Raw genomic sequence first — 14,719 nt, 5'->3', positions numbered from 1 at the left:
TCCGAACGCGTCATCCGCTCCCTCGACAGGATCATCGAATGGCGTGGCAAACCCCAGGTCATTCGCTGCGATAACGGCCCCGAATACATCAGCGCCGTGACGCTGGCCTGGGCCGCCAGGCGTGACATACGCATTGACTTCATTCAGCCTGGGCAGCCACAGCAAAATGCCTATGTCGAGCGCTATAACCGCACCGTGCGCTACGACTGGCTGGCTCATCACCTGTTTGAAACACTCGAGGATATCTAGGATTTTGCAACCCGCTGGTTGTGGACTTACAATCACGACCGGCCCAACATGGCACTTGGCGGCATTACACCAAAACAGAAGCTTGCCCTGGCCGCTTAACCTCTACTTTTAGCGCGCTCTAAAAATGGGGGGATTACCATGCAAGAGCTAACTCTCTCATTTGGCTCGATTCTTGATGAGCTATCAACTCTACTTCGCGCAAGCTAGCCGCCTGACTCTCAAGGGACATTTTTGCGATCTCTTCAGCCGCATCGTATGCATAATCAGCAAACGTTTTATTCATTAAAGTCATCCTATTAATTTGTGTAGACGGCTACGTTACGTAGCATTGCTCGCTGAGATTATCAGCGTGACCCCATGGGGCAAGCTGCAGTAAAGACCGCGCCTGCGTATGGAGAGTTGATCTTCACTGAGATAACTGTCAGATCAAGTCGCGATCACTACATGTCTTCAATAGCTCGAACAGTGCTGCCGCATGCACTCCTGCATTCGGCAGATGGTATCGCGCCCACGCCTCACGCCTGGCCGCCGGCAATCCATCAGGCGTGCTTTGCAGTGCAGCTAGCACTGCGCCTAGTTGCTCTGTAGGGCATGTCAATATCAGTCGGCTACGGGCCTGAAAATTGCTGCTGTCAGAGCGCTGGAGCAGTTCCACGGCGAGCAACGGCGCCCAGTTCCAGACCCCGACGGCAGCCTCGCCACCGAGCTGCTCGTCGTGTAGGAAATCGACAAGCCCCGCTACTGCATCTGGCAAAAACGCCGAAAAGTAGTTGATTGCCATATACGACGGCAGTGCAAGCGGCAGGCGCTCGGCCAGCGAGCGAAGGACCACAAGCTTGTGTTCAGTCAGCAGCCACTGCGGATGATCGTCGAGATAGCGTTTCCCGTCCGTCGTGAGCAATCCCAGTACGTCATCCTCCGCAAGGCGCTGCGCTATCCAGTGGATGGAGGAAGAAAACCGCTGAGCGTCCGGGCGGCAACTCGAAAGCTGCAATTCTTTTCCGAGAACATGCGGGGGCGCCGTGCCCCTGCCTGCTCCCATCTGCCAAGCGACCAGACTCGGCCAAAGCAAGCGCGCCATCTTGCGGCCATCGTCGGCTCGCTGCGTCGTGAGCAACCTGAGGAGCATGCTTTCGGACCAGTCGTCGACCAGGATTTTCCCCCACCAGTTTGGATCCACAGGCCAGGCGCCGCATGCACCGCGCCACATCAACGCCGGCACGAGCAAAGGCGGCGCTTCACGTTGCGGCACGGCTTGAAGTGTCTTGCTCCACAAATAGGCCGCGTCGGAGAAATAGGCCAGGCTCTCGCGTCTTGGTACTGGCATGGTTTCACGAAAGTAGCTGGCGCGAGGATTTAGCCAATCTGGAAACTTTTCCGGAAGTAGTTCCCTGTTCCAGCCAGGGACGCGCCAACTGGCCACCGCACCCTTCGGTGCCTCAACAAACAAGCTCCATATCCAGACCGAACTGATCCATTCAAACCGTTGTTCGGTCATGTCGTATGGCCGTGACCATGGCTGAGTCGCTTCGGGCGCCTCTGCCAGCCTGGACAGCACGATGTCGCCGATGGCCTGCATTCCGTCAACGATATCTGCTCCACGCGCAAGGCGTTTGCCGATCGCGACGAACAGCGCTTCGGCCGCGCCCATCAGTCCCACGTTCTCGTCGATGCGATTTTTCTGCAGACGCGATGCCTGCGCCAATCCATCAATCGACATCGTGTCGAGCGTGGCGTCAACCAGCGCACGGCGGCCCCCGTCGAAACACGCCGGCCACCAGGCATCCGGTGACGATGTACGGATCTGCGTGCCGAGAACGTGGCGCAGCACCAGGCGGGAGAGCAAGGGATTGGCGAATCGGTAGCTGTTGTCTCCCGGCAGAAGTTGTCCTGCGCTCATCAAGGTCTGGAATTCGTTGTCGGTCGCGCCGGCCGCCTTCCAGCCTGCCTGGGCAAGCTCGCCATCCCATATTCCACGCCAGTCATTCCAGCGCTTGCGAATGACTGACTCCATCACCCGCAGATGCCTAGCCTTGATATCGAATACCCGTTCCAGCAGTGCGCGGGTGTTCTGTCCTCTTTCCAGTTCCACGAACGTGGCGAAAGACTCGCCTTGCGCGATTCGACAAAGCTGCAGCACATCCCCAGTGCGCGATAGCCAGCGGTGCCCTGGGTCGAAGGTCGCGAGCCAGGCAATCAACTGTTTGGCGCTCGTGCCGGGTTTCACACCGTATTCCGCAAGGCGCTGCTCGACCCAAGCGATGACCTTGCCGCGCCAATCTGGGTCCAGCGTCCATCGCCACATGTTGATGCTTTTTGCTACCTGGTCCGCAACAATCGGCAAAGCGCCTCCTTGGTGGCTGGGAAGCGCGTGACGGGAAATGACGAGCAGGGGTGCAGTTTGCGCGCGATCGCGCAAGGACTGCAATTGTCCAGCACCTACTTTGCCATCGATTGCCACGATCAGGGGTGACCTGTGGCGCATAACGTCGACGTGCTCCCCGAGCAAATCTGCCGCAGATGCCAGCACCAGAACGGTGTGGCGGCTCGCTGCAGCAAGGTGGCTCGCGATCAACCTAAACTCGGTCTCGTCCTCGATCTGCAACCAGTCGAGTATTTCGGGGCTTCGACTCGATCCCTCGCCAAAGAACCAATGATCCAGATTGGGCCATGTGTTGCGCCACCTATCTTCGTCCGAGATGAATTCCGGCCTGCCGATGTGATATCGGTCCTCGCGCTTCAGATCCAGCGCAGGCAATGCCGGATAGCTGGCGAACGTGAATATGTACTTGTCCGGTCCTCGACCAGCACACAGCATACTCGGTTCGACACCCAGTTCCCGCGCCACAACTTGCAGCGCATCAGGATTCTTCTCCCACCATTCCAGCCGCTCGCCCCTACCCAGCAAAGTGAGGCGCGCTTCCAGTGACCGTGTCGTGCGATCCAGCGATTCAAAAAGCTTCTCATGGTTCTCCCACAAGTGTTTGGCAAATTTGCGCTGGCTGATTCCCTTCTTGCGAAGAGCGACTAAAAGGAGGTTGGATAACATAGATTATGTATCGGTACAAAACGCTACAAATCGTATTTTAACTCGTTGCCACAAGCGTCGGGAGAACATAAAGTTGGATCAATGCCGAACAATCATGTTCTGCAGATCCAGAGAGGAAACGCGATGAGTAAACCACTGACACATGAGCAACACAAGGGCAATCTGCTCAAGGAATTTGACGGCTTCGCCAAGATGGCAAAGCGCGATCCCGACCTGTGCGTCGATCTTGCGATGGGCGTATTCGGTCGCCTTAACGGCGGCGATTACAACAGCGCACGCGTCAAAGCGGAGACGGCGGTCGAAACAATCCACATGATGTCGCGTGGCGAGTTCGGTTTCGATCATGCTGCCAAGAGCGTCGAGAAGTATTTCCCTGCGGCGGATGAGCCTTGCGAGAACACTTACGTCGAGGACGACATCACATAATGCTGGTCGGTATGTCAAGAGGCGGCCCGTACGCAGGCGGCCTCTTTTTTTGCACCCTTCTACCGCTTCCGTTCATGATTATAATATTACACTTTGATCAACAATTACTCTGATCGCAGTCCCGCATCCACCACCAGACTCCGCAGCCGCCTGCGATGCCTGGCAAATTCGAAGTACCCGTTCCCGCAGTTTCGGAGATCAAGCACTTCTATCCGTAGACCAACCTGGTCGACGCTTTCGCGATCATGCTCCGCTCGGCCCCTACCGGTATGTCAATACCCGCCGCTACCATAACCCATTGCCATGCACGGCATGTGCTTGATTTCGCGTGATCATACGCAACAACTACGTGAAGAGTCTTTATTTAGTAGCCGATAAGTGTTTCGTTCTTTGCTCCATTTAGCGCAACAAAACCAGCAGCCTGCTGATCGCAACAGAAATGCTAAGTTTTTGTCACGTTTCCCAATGAAGTCGCGCGCAACAGATCACCCAACTTACCAAGATTGCGAAGTATTTGACTGATCATAAAATATCTTAGTTCCCCCCATTTCTGAATCACATATGCGATTTCCAAACCTTCGATACGGCAACCCTGCAGGGTTCGCCCACTATGCCATGGGCATCCCTCTTAAAGACCTAGACCTGGCGCGTATCCTGCGCCGCGACGAGCGCACCGTCAGCGACTGGCTACGCGCGAAAAAGCGTGTTCCCTGGTGGGTGCCCGAGTACATGCGCCTGCGCCAGATGGAGCAAGCCGATATCCGGCGCGGGATGAACATGACGGCCATCGATACAAAGATGGAATGGCATGGAGACCACGGATTAGCGACTATTGCCGTCGAGACGCGCAAGAAAGAATCCGTGGTGCGTGGCGAAGTCATCGAACTGGCCACGCACCAGCCCAAAAAAGAAGCGCAAGCGACAGGCTTGCGGCTTGATGACTTTACGCCTGGCCGATGATGGCTTGGTTGATGGCGCCGACAACTGCGCGGACAAACGGCTTGTTCGCGCTTTTGAGGCGCGATGTTCACCGGAGGCACTTGCACAGTGCGTCTGCTGTAGCGAGAGCCAGATTATTCCTGGCAAAAGCACCATAGTCCAATGCCAGTTAGATACGCCGTCATATCTGCGATTCTTTCGTACGCTTCTCGGCAGCAATAATCGCCAATCCGTCGTATCCATGCCAGTTGGCGCGGATGGTTGGCAAAACTGTTGAATCGTGATTCTGATCCAGCCAGCTTGGCGGCTCGTATGATGTGTCGCCCTCTTCCTGCCCTCGCCTGTCGTTTTAGCCACGCAGAGCAGCGGGGCAGCATCGCCAGCCTGTTCAGCGTCTCCGAACGTCACAATCCCGACCGGCGCGAGCGTATCGGGCGACGGCAGACTTGATCAGGTCCAGCGGAACTTGCACAGGATCATTCTGATCAGGGAAGCGGACCCAGACGTCAGATTGCGCTGCTGTTGGCCGAGCCCGACGCCGATGGAAATGTTCGCCTCGAACCAGAACGCCGAAATGGCCACGTCCTGCGGCGAGTCATTGACGAGAATGATGGTATCGATGCCGTTCGTTTTCTGGAATTGCCATAAAGGGAGTACGCCTCACCCAGCGATGCCGCTCCACACTCCAGGATAACGGCAAGGGCCTCAGCTGAAACTGCGGGAGATACCTGGCGTATGTCCATGAGCGTCGCAAACGCATGGAACTTCAGCCTGGTCTTGCCGATGTATCGTTGGAATCCGCCGTCGTGCATAGCGGCCAATTATAGGTATTCCGGCAGCAAAACAATAGATATCCCCACGTAATTACTGCATGTTTTTGTGAATTTCTGTTTTCAGGTCAAGGCAGACGTGAACGATATGTGCGACAAAGCCATGTTAATTGAATCTAATGTTAAAAAACCTAATGGTTGAAATCAAGCCATTAGGTTTATATTATTTAATTTTGCATTTTAACCGTAGGATCGGTTTCGCTGCCATGCAACGGATCGTCTTCAATTGGATCCCGGACAGGATATCCTGGAATTTCTACGCCACCGGAAACCGACTGAATTTCCTGTTCATTCATTTCAATCATTTTTAAGCCTCATAAAGTTGACAGTTTCTGCCCTCCCGCAATAATAAATAAAGAAGACAGCGAATTGACGATAGCAAGAAAAATTGATTGTTGCAAGAAAAATTATTGCCAAGTGGAATTATCAATTCAGGCATCATTTTTTGTTCCCCATCGCTGACTAATAAGAAAAATGCCGTCTTCTTTTGTGATGGTAGCGAATAAAATATCGTCCATTGCGACCATCCCGGCGATACGACTGCAGACACGATGCAGATTATCTCGGCAATAAATGTGCGCTGAAGCGCCCTCTTTCGGCATCAACCTGGCTGCTCATCTGCCCTGCGCACTGCCCTGCGCACTGCCCTCCCTGTCTACCATCGGCTCCATCTGCGCCGCCCGCAAGACCTCAAACCTGCGCAGGCGGCGGCGCATATCGGTTTCGTCGCTGTGGTAGAGGCCGGCGTAGGCAGCCAGCGCGGCTGGGTCTGGCATCGCTTGATTGATCTGGACGAAGCTGCGGCGGGTGGGCCAGAAATCGCGGATGTCCAGCGAGACTGGCGCCGAAGCTGTTGCTGAAGTAAAACGCCATTCATGCGGCATGTCGGCCGGACGGAACACGGTATCGGCGATCGGCACCAGGCCAGCCGTGGCGCCCGCCTGGCGCAGCACGCCATCCTGCCATTCCAGGCGCAATACTTCATCGGTTTGCGCACTCCAGTAGAGACCGGCCCAGGCTGCAGGCGCCGCTGGTGGCCCAGGTAATGCGGGCGCCAGCGCTGGTTCCGTCATTTGTTCGCCCAGATAGAGTTCCGCCACCTTGCGCGTCAGTTCGGTGGGGGTTGCCGGCGAAGCATTGCACAGTGCGACGATGGCCAGCTTTTGATCTGGAAACATCACGGCTTCGTTGCGGTAGCCGGCGTCGGCGCCGTCATGGCTGACCATGCGCAGTCCCCGGTAGGCGCCCAGCCGCAGGCCGCTGCCGTAGGCGATCGGGCTGCCATCGTTCAAGGCGCCCGACGTTTGCATCCAGGCGCTCAATGCCGGGCCGCCAACACGGCCGTCAAGCAGGTTTTGCTGCCATGTCAGCAAGTCGCCCACCGTACTGAACAGGCTGGTCGAGCCGTAATGGTCGATATGGGGAATGCTGATGCTCCAGCCGCCACTGCCACCGCCCGCCCGCGGGCTGTAGGCTGCCGTGCGCCCTGCCACCATTTCCTTGTGGTCGTCGTGGAAATGGGTGCTGGACATGCCCAGCGGCTGGAAAATGTGCTCCTCCGCGTAGGCACGCAGCGATGTGCCCGATACGCGTCGCACGATCACGGCCAGCACGGTGTAGGCCGCATTGCCGTAGACCACTTCCGTGCCGGGCGCGAAGTTCAGGTGGCGCTGGCGGGCCAGGGCCCACAGTATGTCGGCCTCGGTGGTCAGGTCGTCGCTGCGCCAGCCGGCCAGGTTGACCAGCTGCCCCTGTTCACGCAGGCCGTTGGTGTGGTGGATTAGTTGCGCGATGGTGATGGCGTGGCCCAGGTCCGGCATTTCCCGCACATATTTGCGGACATCGTCGTCCAGCGACAACTTGCCTTGCTGGGCCAGCAAACCAATGGCAAATGCGGTGAACTGTTTGGAAATCGAGGCGACATGAAAGATCGACTGCGGCGTGATCGGGATGCCGTGCTCCAGGTTGGACATGCCGTAGCCGCGCGCATAGTCCAGCTCCCCATTGCGCCGTATGCCCAGCGCACAGCCCGGCGTCGCCTGGCCATCCCAGCGCGCAAACAGCGCATCGACTTGTGCATGCCGGCTGCTGCCTGCCGGGGCGGCTGCGATGGCGATCATTGGCGCTGCCAGCATGGTGCTCATGACGCTGGCAAACAGGACGCGGTGACAGCGATGCATGCGATTGCTTTCGACGTTGTGGTGAATACCAGGGTGAAAAAACAGTGTCTTATTTTACGCTTCACCAAGGAAAGATTGTCGTCAATATAATTTCTTTTTGGATTCCTTTTTTGGTGCATCTTTTGTCCATATCCGCCCTCTTTGCCGCCCCATTTTGGGGCAATACCACTCCATCCAAAAGAACGAACTGGTATTACTTCTTCGCGCTATTATCCCCACGCTTTACCAAGGTGGTATCGTGATATTGCACAAAACTTAAAACCAGTTGACTACCACCTGCAACACTTGCAATCTGGAAATTCCACCGGATTTCGATCCGGATCGGCCACGACAAAACTAACCAGGAGCGGTATATGAAGAGAACAGTGATGAACACTTTGATCGTTGGCTTGCTGGGCGGTACCTTGACCGCCTGCGGTGGCGGCAGCGGCGACGCGCCAGCCTCCAGCAAGCTGCTGGCGGACACGGTGACCAATGCAGCGGTCGCCTGCTTTACGCCATGGAGCAGCAGCACCATTTACAATGCCGGCGGCCAGGCCAGCTACAACAACGTCAATTACACCGCCAATTGGTGGACGCAGGGCAATAACCCATCGACCAGCAATGGCGGCACGGGCACGGGACAACCATGGACCTCGGTTGGCGAATGCGGCACCGGCACGCCAACGCCGACTCCTACCCCAACACCGACCCCAACTCCTACGCCAACGCCGACCCCCACTCCAACTCCTACGCCAACGCCGACCCCGACGCCTACCCCTACGCCAACGCCTACGCCGATTGGCGGCCTGGCCAAGCATGCGCTGATCGGCTACTGGCATAACTTCTCCAACCCTAGCGGCAACACCTACCCGATCAGCCAGGTCAGCGATGACTGGGATGTGATCGTGGTGTCGTTCGCCGACAATGCGGGCAATGGCAATGTCAGCCTGACCATCGACCCATCGGCCGGTTCGGAAGCGCAATTCATTGCCGACGTGGCGGCCAAGCGGGCCAAGGGCAAGAAAGTGATCCTGTCGCTGGGCGGCCAAAACGGTTCCGTCTCCGTGGGGTCGACGGCGGAAGCCACCAACTTCACCAACAGCCTGTACGCCATCATCACCAAGTTCGGTTTTGACGGTATCGACCTGGACCTGGAAAACGGCGTGACGCAAGGCGCGCCTATCCAGACCTATCTGCCGATCGCCGTGAAAAACCTGAAGGCCAAAGTGGGCAGCAATTTCTACCTGTCGATGGCGCCGGAATGGGTGTATGTGGAAGGCGGCTATACCAGCTACGGCGGCATCTGGGGTGCGTACATTCCCATCATCAACGCCTTGCGCAATGAGCTGACCGTGCTGCACCCGCAGTATTACAACAATGGCGATGTCTACACGCCATACGCATCGGGCGCCCTGAAGGCCGGTTCGGCCAACCAGCTGGTGGCCACGGCGCGCATGCTGACCGAAGGCTTCAACTATGGCGGCAACACCTTCGCCGGCTTGCGTCCCGACCAGGTAGCCTTCGGCGTACCGTCAGGCCCCAGCTCGGCCGGTTCTGGCTTCACCACCAACGCCGATGTCGCCAATGCCTTGAATTGCCTGACGCGCCTGTTGAACTGCGGCACCATCAGTCCTAACAAAGCATTGCCGGACTTCCGCGGCGTGATGACATGGTCGATCAACTGGGACCGCCATGACGGCTATAACTTCTCGGTGCCAGCCAAGAACGTGCTGAAAACCCTGCCGTAAGCCAGCTTGACCTGAGGTAGTAGCAGACGCCCGCATCTCTGCGCTGGAGATGCGGGCTTTGTTTTATTTATGGCAACAGATCATCAGATAGAAATTATCTATTGATCCGTTTGGAATATTTCACTATCTTTTGTAAATGAGAATCGTTACTATTCAAATCAAGGATTAGCCAACTCAGGAAGGAGTTTCCCTTGATTACCGCCATCAAAACAGTGAGCCAGGTTGCCACGCATATGTCGATCGCCTTCGGCCTCGCCTACCTGCTGACAGGGTCATTGGCGCTCGGCGGACTGGCGGCCATCATCGAGCCGATACTCAATGTCGCGCTGCTGCCCAAACATGAAAAGACCTGGCATGCGATCCGCCACCGCTACGCCGGCACGCGGTTTGGCCTGGCTGCCGTGGCAGGTGAAAAAGTCAGCCAGACCCTGCTGCATATCAGCGTGGCGTTTGTCGTCCTGTACTGGGCCACCGGTTCGATGGCGTTTGGCGGCTTGCTGGCGATTGTCGAACCGATCTGCAACGTGATCGTGCTGCCGATCCACGACCGCATGTGGGAACGGCTGCGCACCCGGCTGGAAAGCCGTGGCGCCGCGCTCGCGGCCTAGGCGATGGCCGACCGGGATTCAAGTGAAAGATGCAAATGATTCTGTAACCCCATGATTATATGAAGTTAGTATTCTCGATATATCAAAGCGGCACCATGCCATCGTCATTTGATGGCGAGGGTGGCCGACAAGTGACAGGAGTCCTTCGTGGGATTCCGTCACCTCGCCGGCATTCAGAGCGCTCAAAAGGTTTGGTCAGTAAAGAAAAATTCTTAAAATCAAAGACTTACAATTGAATTTGAACGTGTTGCACGAATCCTGGCTGTCCCTTTGGTCTCGCATCAGCTACCGGCCCACACCTGCGGCCGGCGGGCACTCCACGGCGCCGCCCGCTCCAGTTGTCCGGCCAGCCGCAGCAGCACGCCATCGGCGCCATAGCCCGCCATGAATTGCATGCCGATCGGCACACCGTCCGCTGACATGGCCAGCGGCACGGACATGGCGGGCAGGCCGGCCACATTGGCCAGCGGCGTGTACGGCGAGTGCTCGAACAGGCGCGCCGTCCAGCCGATACCGTCCAGCTGGTCCTCATTTTCCGCATAGCGGCCCAGCTGCCACGGCAAGTCCGGCAAGGTCGGCGTCAACAGCACATCGTATTGCGCAAAGAAAGCGCCGCTGTGGCGCGTGACGGTGTTGCGTACGGCCAGTGCAGCAACAAAATCGACGGCGGACACCGTCTTGCCGTAGCGATAGCATGCCAGGGTGGCTGCTTCCAAGGTATCGAATGACACGGCGCGGCCATGTTGTTGCGCCAGGCCATCTATCCAGCCCACCAGGTTGGCGCACCAGATGCGCGCATTGGCCAGCACAAAGGCTTCCCACGACACGCCCAGCACCGGGTTCGCCGCTTCCACCTGGTGGCCCAGTCCTTCCAGCAGCCGCACCGTGGCGTCCAGCGCGGCACTGATTTGCGGCATGGGACGGGCGCCATTCCAGGCATCCCTCAGTACGCCGATGCGCAGCTTGCCCGGTTCCACGCCCACCTGCGACAGCCAGCCGTGGCCCGGTGCGGCCGTGACATACGGTTCGCCCGCCGCCCCGCCCTGCACCGCATCGAGCAGGGCTGCGCTGTCGCGCACGCTGCGGCTCAGGCCCAGTTGCACGCCCAGGCCGCTGAAGATCTCGTCCATGTCCGGCCCGTTGGAAACGCGCCCGCGGCTCGGTTTCAGGCCGAACAGGCCGGTGGACGCGGCCGGCACGCGGATGGAACCGGCCGCATCGGTCGCATGGGCCAGCGGCACGATGCCGGCTGCCACGGCCGCCGCCGCGCCACCGCTGGAGCCGCCCGCACTCAAGGCCAGGTTCCACGGGTTGCGCGTGGCGCCGGTCAGCACCGGCTCGGTGGTGGTGGCAAACGCCATCTCCGGCGTGCTGGTACGGCCCAGAGTCACCAGGCCCGCCTGGCGGAATTTGGTCATCAGACAAGAGTCGGCCTGGGCCACATGGCCGGCCGCCAGGCGGCTGCCGTATTCCACCCGTTTCCCGGCCATGGTGACGGCGATATCCTTGATCAGGAAAGGCACGCCGGCAAACGGTGCGTTCGCGGCGATGCTCTCGTTCCCTGCTGGCCAGTGTTCTACCACGGCATTGATGCGAGGATTGACGATGCTCAGCGCATGCTGCGCCAGCTTGTGCAATTCATCGGCACGGACTTCGCCGTCGCGCACCAGCCGGGCCAGTCCCAAACCATCATATTGCGTATATTCATGGAGTTGCATCAGTTTATTCCTGTAATGGATGAAGAAAATGTCGCGACAGGAAGCACTGTAATCTTTGCGCTATCATAGGAGAAATGAATAGTTGAAATACAAGGTATAGTCATGGACAATTTGCGCAGGCTGGATTTGAACTTGCTGCTGACCCTCAATGCACTCTTGATCGAGCGCAATGTGACGCGTGCGGCGGCCCGCTTGCACCTGAGCCAGCCTTCCGTCAGCGTGCAACTGGGCAAATTGCGCGACGCCTTTGACGATCCGCTGCTGCTGCCGGGGCCACGCGGCATGCTGCCCACGGCGCGGGCGCTGGCATTGCTGGCGCCCCTGCAAGCCGTGCTGGCCCAGCTGGAACAAGTGCTGTTGCCGGTAGCGGCGTTCGACCCTGCGCAAGCGCAGGTGGAATGGAAGCTGGCGGCCGCCGATGCCGCCGAGTATGCAATCCTGCTGCCGATGCTGCCTGCCTTGCGGGTCCAGGCGCCCTTGTCGCGCATGGCCGTGCATGAAGCGGTGCCGGCGCGCATGGCGCAACAGCTGGAACATGGCCAGATCGACCTGGGCTTTGTGGCGCAGGAAGAAGCGCCTGCCGGCCTGCGGCACCGGCTGCTGTTTCGCGAACACTATGTCCTGGCGTGCCGCCACGACCACCCGTTGCTGCAAGCGCCGCCCAGCCTCGATCAGTTCTGCGCGCTGGAATTTATCGTCGTGTCCACCAATGGCGGCGGCTACCGCACGGCCGTCGATGCCACGCTGGAGCAATTGGGCCGGCGGCGCAAGGTCGTGTTATCGGTACCGCATTTCCTGATCGTGCCGCACTTGCTGGCCGCATCCGACATGGTGGCCATGCTGCCTTCGCGCCTGCTGAAAAATGCGCTGGGCGGCTTGCGCACCTGGGAGCCGCCCGTGACTATCCCCGATTACGACATGGCCATGGTGTGGCACGAACGCATGCACCTGGAGCCGGCGCACCGCTGGCTGCGCGAGCAGATTGCCGCGCGGCTGTGATAGGCTGCTGTTATCCATCCACAAGGAGGCGGCATGAGTAATAACGTAGACAACAAGGTTCACCACGCGGCAGCCGAAGGCTATATTACGGGCGCGGATCCATATGTGCGGGGCCGGCCCGATTATCCGCCCGAAGTGGCCGGCTGGCTGCGCACGGCGCTGGGCCTGGCGCCAGGCGTCACCGTGCTGGACCTGGGCGCCGGCACGGGCAAATTTACGCCGCGCTTGCTGGAAACGGGCGCCTCGGTGATCGCCGTCGAACCGGTGCCGCAAATGCTGGCCAAGCTGTCCAGCGCCCATCCCCAGGTACAGGCACTGGCCGGTTCGGCAACCGCGATTCCCTTGCCCGATGCCTCGGTCGACGCCGTGATTTGCGCCCAGGCTTTCCACTGGTTTGCCACGTCCGAGGCGCTGGGCGAGATCCTGCGCGTATTGAAACCTGGCGGCAAGCTGGGCCTGATATGGAATTTGCGCGATCCGCGGGTCGACTGGGTCGCCAAGCTGGACGCCATCGTCAACCGGGTCGAAGGCGATACGCCCCGTTATTACACGGGCGCCTGGCGCAAGGCGTTCCCCCACGCCGGCTACGGCCCGCTGCAGGAAACCCATTTTGCGCTGGGCCACACGGGTTCGCCGGAAGACGTGCTGCTCAACCGCGTGCGTTCGACCAGCTTTATCGCCGCCCTGCCCGAGCATGAGCGCCAGGTCATCGAAGAGCAGATACGCACGCTGATCGAGTCCGAGGAAGACTTGAAGGGCGACGTGGTCACCGTGCCTTACCAGACGGCGGCCTTCGTGGCGCAAAAGCTGGTTTAGGATACAGATCACAGGCCGTGCCTTGCCGCAGCCTGTTACCTGTGCTATCGCCTGCGTGCACTGGCTGGCTGCCTGGCTAGCCGCCTTCGATCATGCTCATCGTAAAGCCGCTTGTCATCGACAGCATGGGAACCTCTTCCTTCAAACTGAGCTTGAGGTCCGCCGGTTCCCAGGAGACATCGCGTAACACGGCAGAGATGCGGGGATTAAACTCATCGTAGATCGCCATCACACTGCTGTTGACCCATTCATTGATGAAAGAATTGGCCAACATGGGCGCGACCAGCATGAGAACCGCGCCTACGCCGGTACTCATGGCCAGGGCACTGACCACGGCCAGCGCCACCGCCTCAGTTGCCATGCTGACCACAGCCGCCGTGCCCAGGCGCACGCCATAGGACATCATCGTTCGGGACGGATCGCGGGCATTGAAGGCGTCGTTTGCCACCAGGATCAAATCGACGGTCGCCATCAATGGTCCCACCGAGCTGCTGAGTACTTTCTTGGTGCTTGACCAGCCGCCCGCCTTGCCTGAGCGCTCCGCTACCTGGGCCAGTATTTCGATTTGCTTATCCTTGCCCAGGTCCTTGAAGACAGTGCCATCCTTGTTGACCTTGCCAATCAGATAATCGATATGGCGCTTGTCCTGGATGGGGGCGTTCAGGAAGTCCTTGCCGGCCTTTTTGACAGCTTCCCAAGGAACTTTTTTGAGCTCGCTGGCCTTGCGCGCGGAAGCGCTTAACAACTTGTCGCGCGTGCTGTTGCGCACGTAGATGGCTTTTTCCGCCAATTCGCGGGCGCGGTCGGCATTGGTTCCCGCTTCGCGGATCAGGTCGGCAAAGATGGTGGCATCCGCTTTGATCTGGACGCAGTATGCCCAGCGAAACTCCAGCGCCTGAACACTGCGAAACGTATCAAGCAGGCTGCCCTTGATATACCGCCGATAGTCGGTGTACTTGTCGCTGTACTTTTGCAGTATCGAAGCGTCGATCCCGGGATGATCGAGGTCATGCAGCAGGCTTTTCGTTTCTCGCTGGGTCATCGATAGCGCCTGCGCCCGGCGCAGGCATTCGCCTGGCGCCAGCGGCTCATTCAGCAGCAATAGCCATTCACGTGCCTGAAGTGCCGTAATTTCATCGGTGATGTCCTTTTCGGATGGCAGCGCTATTTGCATG

Annotated in this window: 12 protein-coding genes and 1 pseudogene; 7 read left to right on the top strand and 6 right to left on the bottom strand. The window is 58.7% G+C overall.

Features of this window, described 5'->3' with window-relative positions:
* Window positions 1-348: pseudogene (locus ACL9RI_RS12515) on the top strand (integrase core domain-containing protein); the annotation flags it as partial.
* Between the two features lie 34 nt (window positions 349-382).
* Here the strand turns inward: ACL9RI_RS12515 and ACL9RI_RS12510 are convergent.
* Together ACL9RI_RS12510 and ACL9RI_RS12505 are read right to left on the bottom strand one after the other, a co-directional pair.
* Window positions 383-532 carry a hypothetical protein gene (locus ACL9RI_RS12510; RefSeq protein ID WP_422726897.1) on the bottom strand — a complete coding sequence of 50 codons (150 nt, stop codon included), beginning with the start codon at window positions 530-532 and terminating at the stop codon, window positions 383-385.
* Between the two features lie 138 nt (window positions 533-670).
* Entirely contained in the window at window positions 671-3,298 is a 2,628-nt protein-coding gene (locus ACL9RI_RS12505; protein ID WP_422726896.1) for a hypothetical protein, read from the bottom strand.
* Window positions 3,299-3,421: 123 nt separating this feature from the next.
* Between ACL9RI_RS12505 and ACL9RI_RS12500 the strand changes: the two genes are divergently transcribed.
* Window positions 3,422-3,724 carry a hypothetical protein gene (locus ACL9RI_RS12500; protein ID WP_422726895.1) on the top strand — a complete coding sequence of 101 codons (303 nt, stop codon included), beginning with the start codon at window positions 3,422-3,424 and terminating at the stop codon, window positions 3,722-3,724.
* A gap of 561 nt (window positions 3,725-4,285) precedes the next feature.
* Window positions 4,286-4,684 carry a hypothetical protein gene (locus ACL9RI_RS12495; protein ID WP_422726894.1) on the top strand — a complete coding sequence of 133 codons (399 nt, stop codon included), beginning with the start codon at window positions 4,286-4,288 and terminating at the stop codon, window positions 4,682-4,684.
* Window positions 4,685-5,660: 976 nt separating this feature from the next.
* On the opposite strand, the gene ACL9RI_RS12490 is transcribed toward ACL9RI_RS12495, so the two are convergent.
* The gene (locus ACL9RI_RS12490) at window positions 5,661-5,798 is read right to left on the bottom strand and encodes a hypothetical protein (protein ID WP_422726893.1); all 138 of its coding nucleotides are present in this window, start codon (window positions 5,796-5,798) and stop codon (window positions 5,661-5,663) included.
* Window positions 5,799-6,107: 309 nt separating this feature from the next.
* Complete coding sequence (locus ACL9RI_RS12485; RefSeq protein ID WP_422726892.1) at window positions 6,108-7,673, bottom strand: serine hydrolase domain-containing protein; 1,566 nt, start codon at window positions 7,671-7,673, stop codon at window positions 6,108-6,110.
* A gap of 368 nt (window positions 7,674-8,041) precedes the next feature.
* Here ACL9RI_RS12485 and ACL9RI_RS12480 point away from each other — a divergent pair, with 368 nt between their 5' ends.
* Both ACL9RI_RS12480 and ACL9RI_RS12475 read left to right on the top strand, forming a co-directional pair.
* Window positions 8,042-9,403, top strand: a complete 1,362-nt coding sequence (locus ACL9RI_RS12480) for a chitinase (protein WP_422726891.1) — start codon at window positions 8,042-8,044, stop codon at window positions 9,401-9,403.
* A 191-nt stretch (window positions 9,404-9,594) separates the two neighbouring features.
* Window positions 9,595-10,011 carry a DUF2061 domain-containing protein gene (locus tag ACL9RI_RS12475; RefSeq protein ID WP_422726890.1) on the top strand — a complete coding sequence of 139 codons (417 nt, stop codon included), beginning with the start codon at window positions 9,595-9,597 and terminating at the stop codon, window positions 10,009-10,011.
* A 281-nt stretch (window positions 10,012-10,292) separates the two neighbouring features.
* Here ACL9RI_RS12475 and ACL9RI_RS12470 read toward each other — a convergent pair whose 3' ends face one another.
* The gene (locus ACL9RI_RS12470; protein WP_422726889.1) at window positions 10,293-11,729 is read right to left on the bottom strand and encodes an amidase; all 1,437 of its coding nucleotides are present in this window, start codon (window positions 11,727-11,729) and stop codon (window positions 10,293-10,295) included.
* 102 nt (window positions 11,730-11,831) lie between these two features.
* Here ACL9RI_RS12470 and ACL9RI_RS12465 point away from each other — a divergent pair, with 102 nt between their 5' ends.
* Both ACL9RI_RS12465 and ACL9RI_RS12460 read left to right on the top strand, forming a co-directional pair.
* The gene (locus tag ACL9RI_RS12465) at window positions 11,832-12,728 is read left to right on the top strand and encodes a LysR family transcriptional regulator (protein WP_422726888.1); all 897 of its coding nucleotides are present in this window, start codon (window positions 11,832-11,834) and stop codon (window positions 12,726-12,728) included.
* Window positions 12,729-12,761: 33 nt separating this feature from the next.
* Window positions 12,762-13,544 (top strand): class I SAM-dependent methyltransferase, encoded by a 783-nt coding sequence (locus ACL9RI_RS12460; protein WP_422726887.1) that lies wholly within the window; start codon window positions 12,762-12,764, stop codon window positions 13,542-13,544.
* A 76-nt stretch (window positions 13,545-13,620) separates the two neighbouring features.
* Here ACL9RI_RS12460 and ACL9RI_RS12455 read toward each other — a convergent pair whose 3' ends face one another.
* The gene (locus ACL9RI_RS12455; protein WP_422726886.1) at window positions 13,621-14,718 is read right to left on the bottom strand and encodes a hypothetical protein; all 1,098 of its coding nucleotides are present in this window, start codon (window positions 14,716-14,718) and stop codon (window positions 13,621-13,623) included.
* Window position 14,719 lies beyond the last annotated feature (1 nt).

The sequence above is a fragment of the Janthinobacterium sp. Mn2066 genome, from assembly GCF_049319705.1.
In the GTDB taxonomy this organism is placed as follows: domain Bacteria; phylum Pseudomonadota; class Gammaproteobacteria; order Burkholderiales; family Burkholderiaceae_D; genus Janthinobacterium.
The sequence above is the reverse complement of the archived record's forward strand: the minus strand, read 5'-3'. Positions and strand labels throughout refer to the sequence as shown.

Excerpts from the sequence above, each read along its gene's own strand:
- ACL9RI_RS12510 (WP_422726897.1), bottom strand. The coding sequence starts at position 532 with ATGAATAAAACGTTTGCTGATTATGCATACGATGCGGCTGAAGAGATC.
- ACL9RI_RS12505 (WP_422726896.1), bottom strand. The coding sequence starts at position 3,298 with ATGTTATCCAACCTCCTTTTAGTCGCTCTTCGCAAGAAGGGAATCAGC.
- ACL9RI_RS12500 (WP_422726895.1), top strand. The coding sequence starts at position 3,422 with ATGAGTAAACCACTGACACATGAGCAACACAAGGGCAATCTGCTCAAG.
- ACL9RI_RS12495 (WP_422726894.1), top strand. The coding sequence starts at position 4,286 with ATGCGATTTCCAAACCTTCGATACGGCAACCCTGCAGGGTTCGCCCAC.
- ACL9RI_RS12490 (WP_422726893.1), bottom strand. The coding sequence starts at position 5,798 with ATGATTGAAATGAATGAACAGGAAATTCAGTCGGTTTCCGGTGGCGTA.
- ACL9RI_RS12485 (WP_422726892.1), bottom strand. The coding sequence starts at position 7,673 with ATGCATCGCTGTCACCGCGTCCTGTTTGCCAGCGTCATGAGCACCATG.
- ACL9RI_RS12480 (WP_422726891.1), top strand. The coding sequence starts at position 8,042 with ATGAACACTTTGATCGTTGGCTTGCTGGGCGGTACCTTGACCGCCTGC.
- ACL9RI_RS12470 (WP_422726889.1), bottom strand. The coding sequence starts at position 11,729 with ATGCAACTCCATGAATATACGCAATATGATGGTTTGGGACTGGCCCGG.
- ACL9RI_RS12465 (WP_422726888.1), top strand. The coding sequence starts at position 11,832 with ATGGACAATTTGCGCAGGCTGGATTTGAACTTGCTGCTGACCCTCAAT.
- ACL9RI_RS12460 (WP_422726887.1), top strand. The coding sequence starts at position 12,762 with ATGAGTAATAACGTAGACAACAAGGTTCACCACGCGGCAGCCGAAGGC.
- ACL9RI_RS12455 (WP_422726886.1), bottom strand. The coding sequence starts at position 14,718 with ATGCAAATAGCGCTGCCATCCGAAAAGGACATCACCGATGAAATTACG.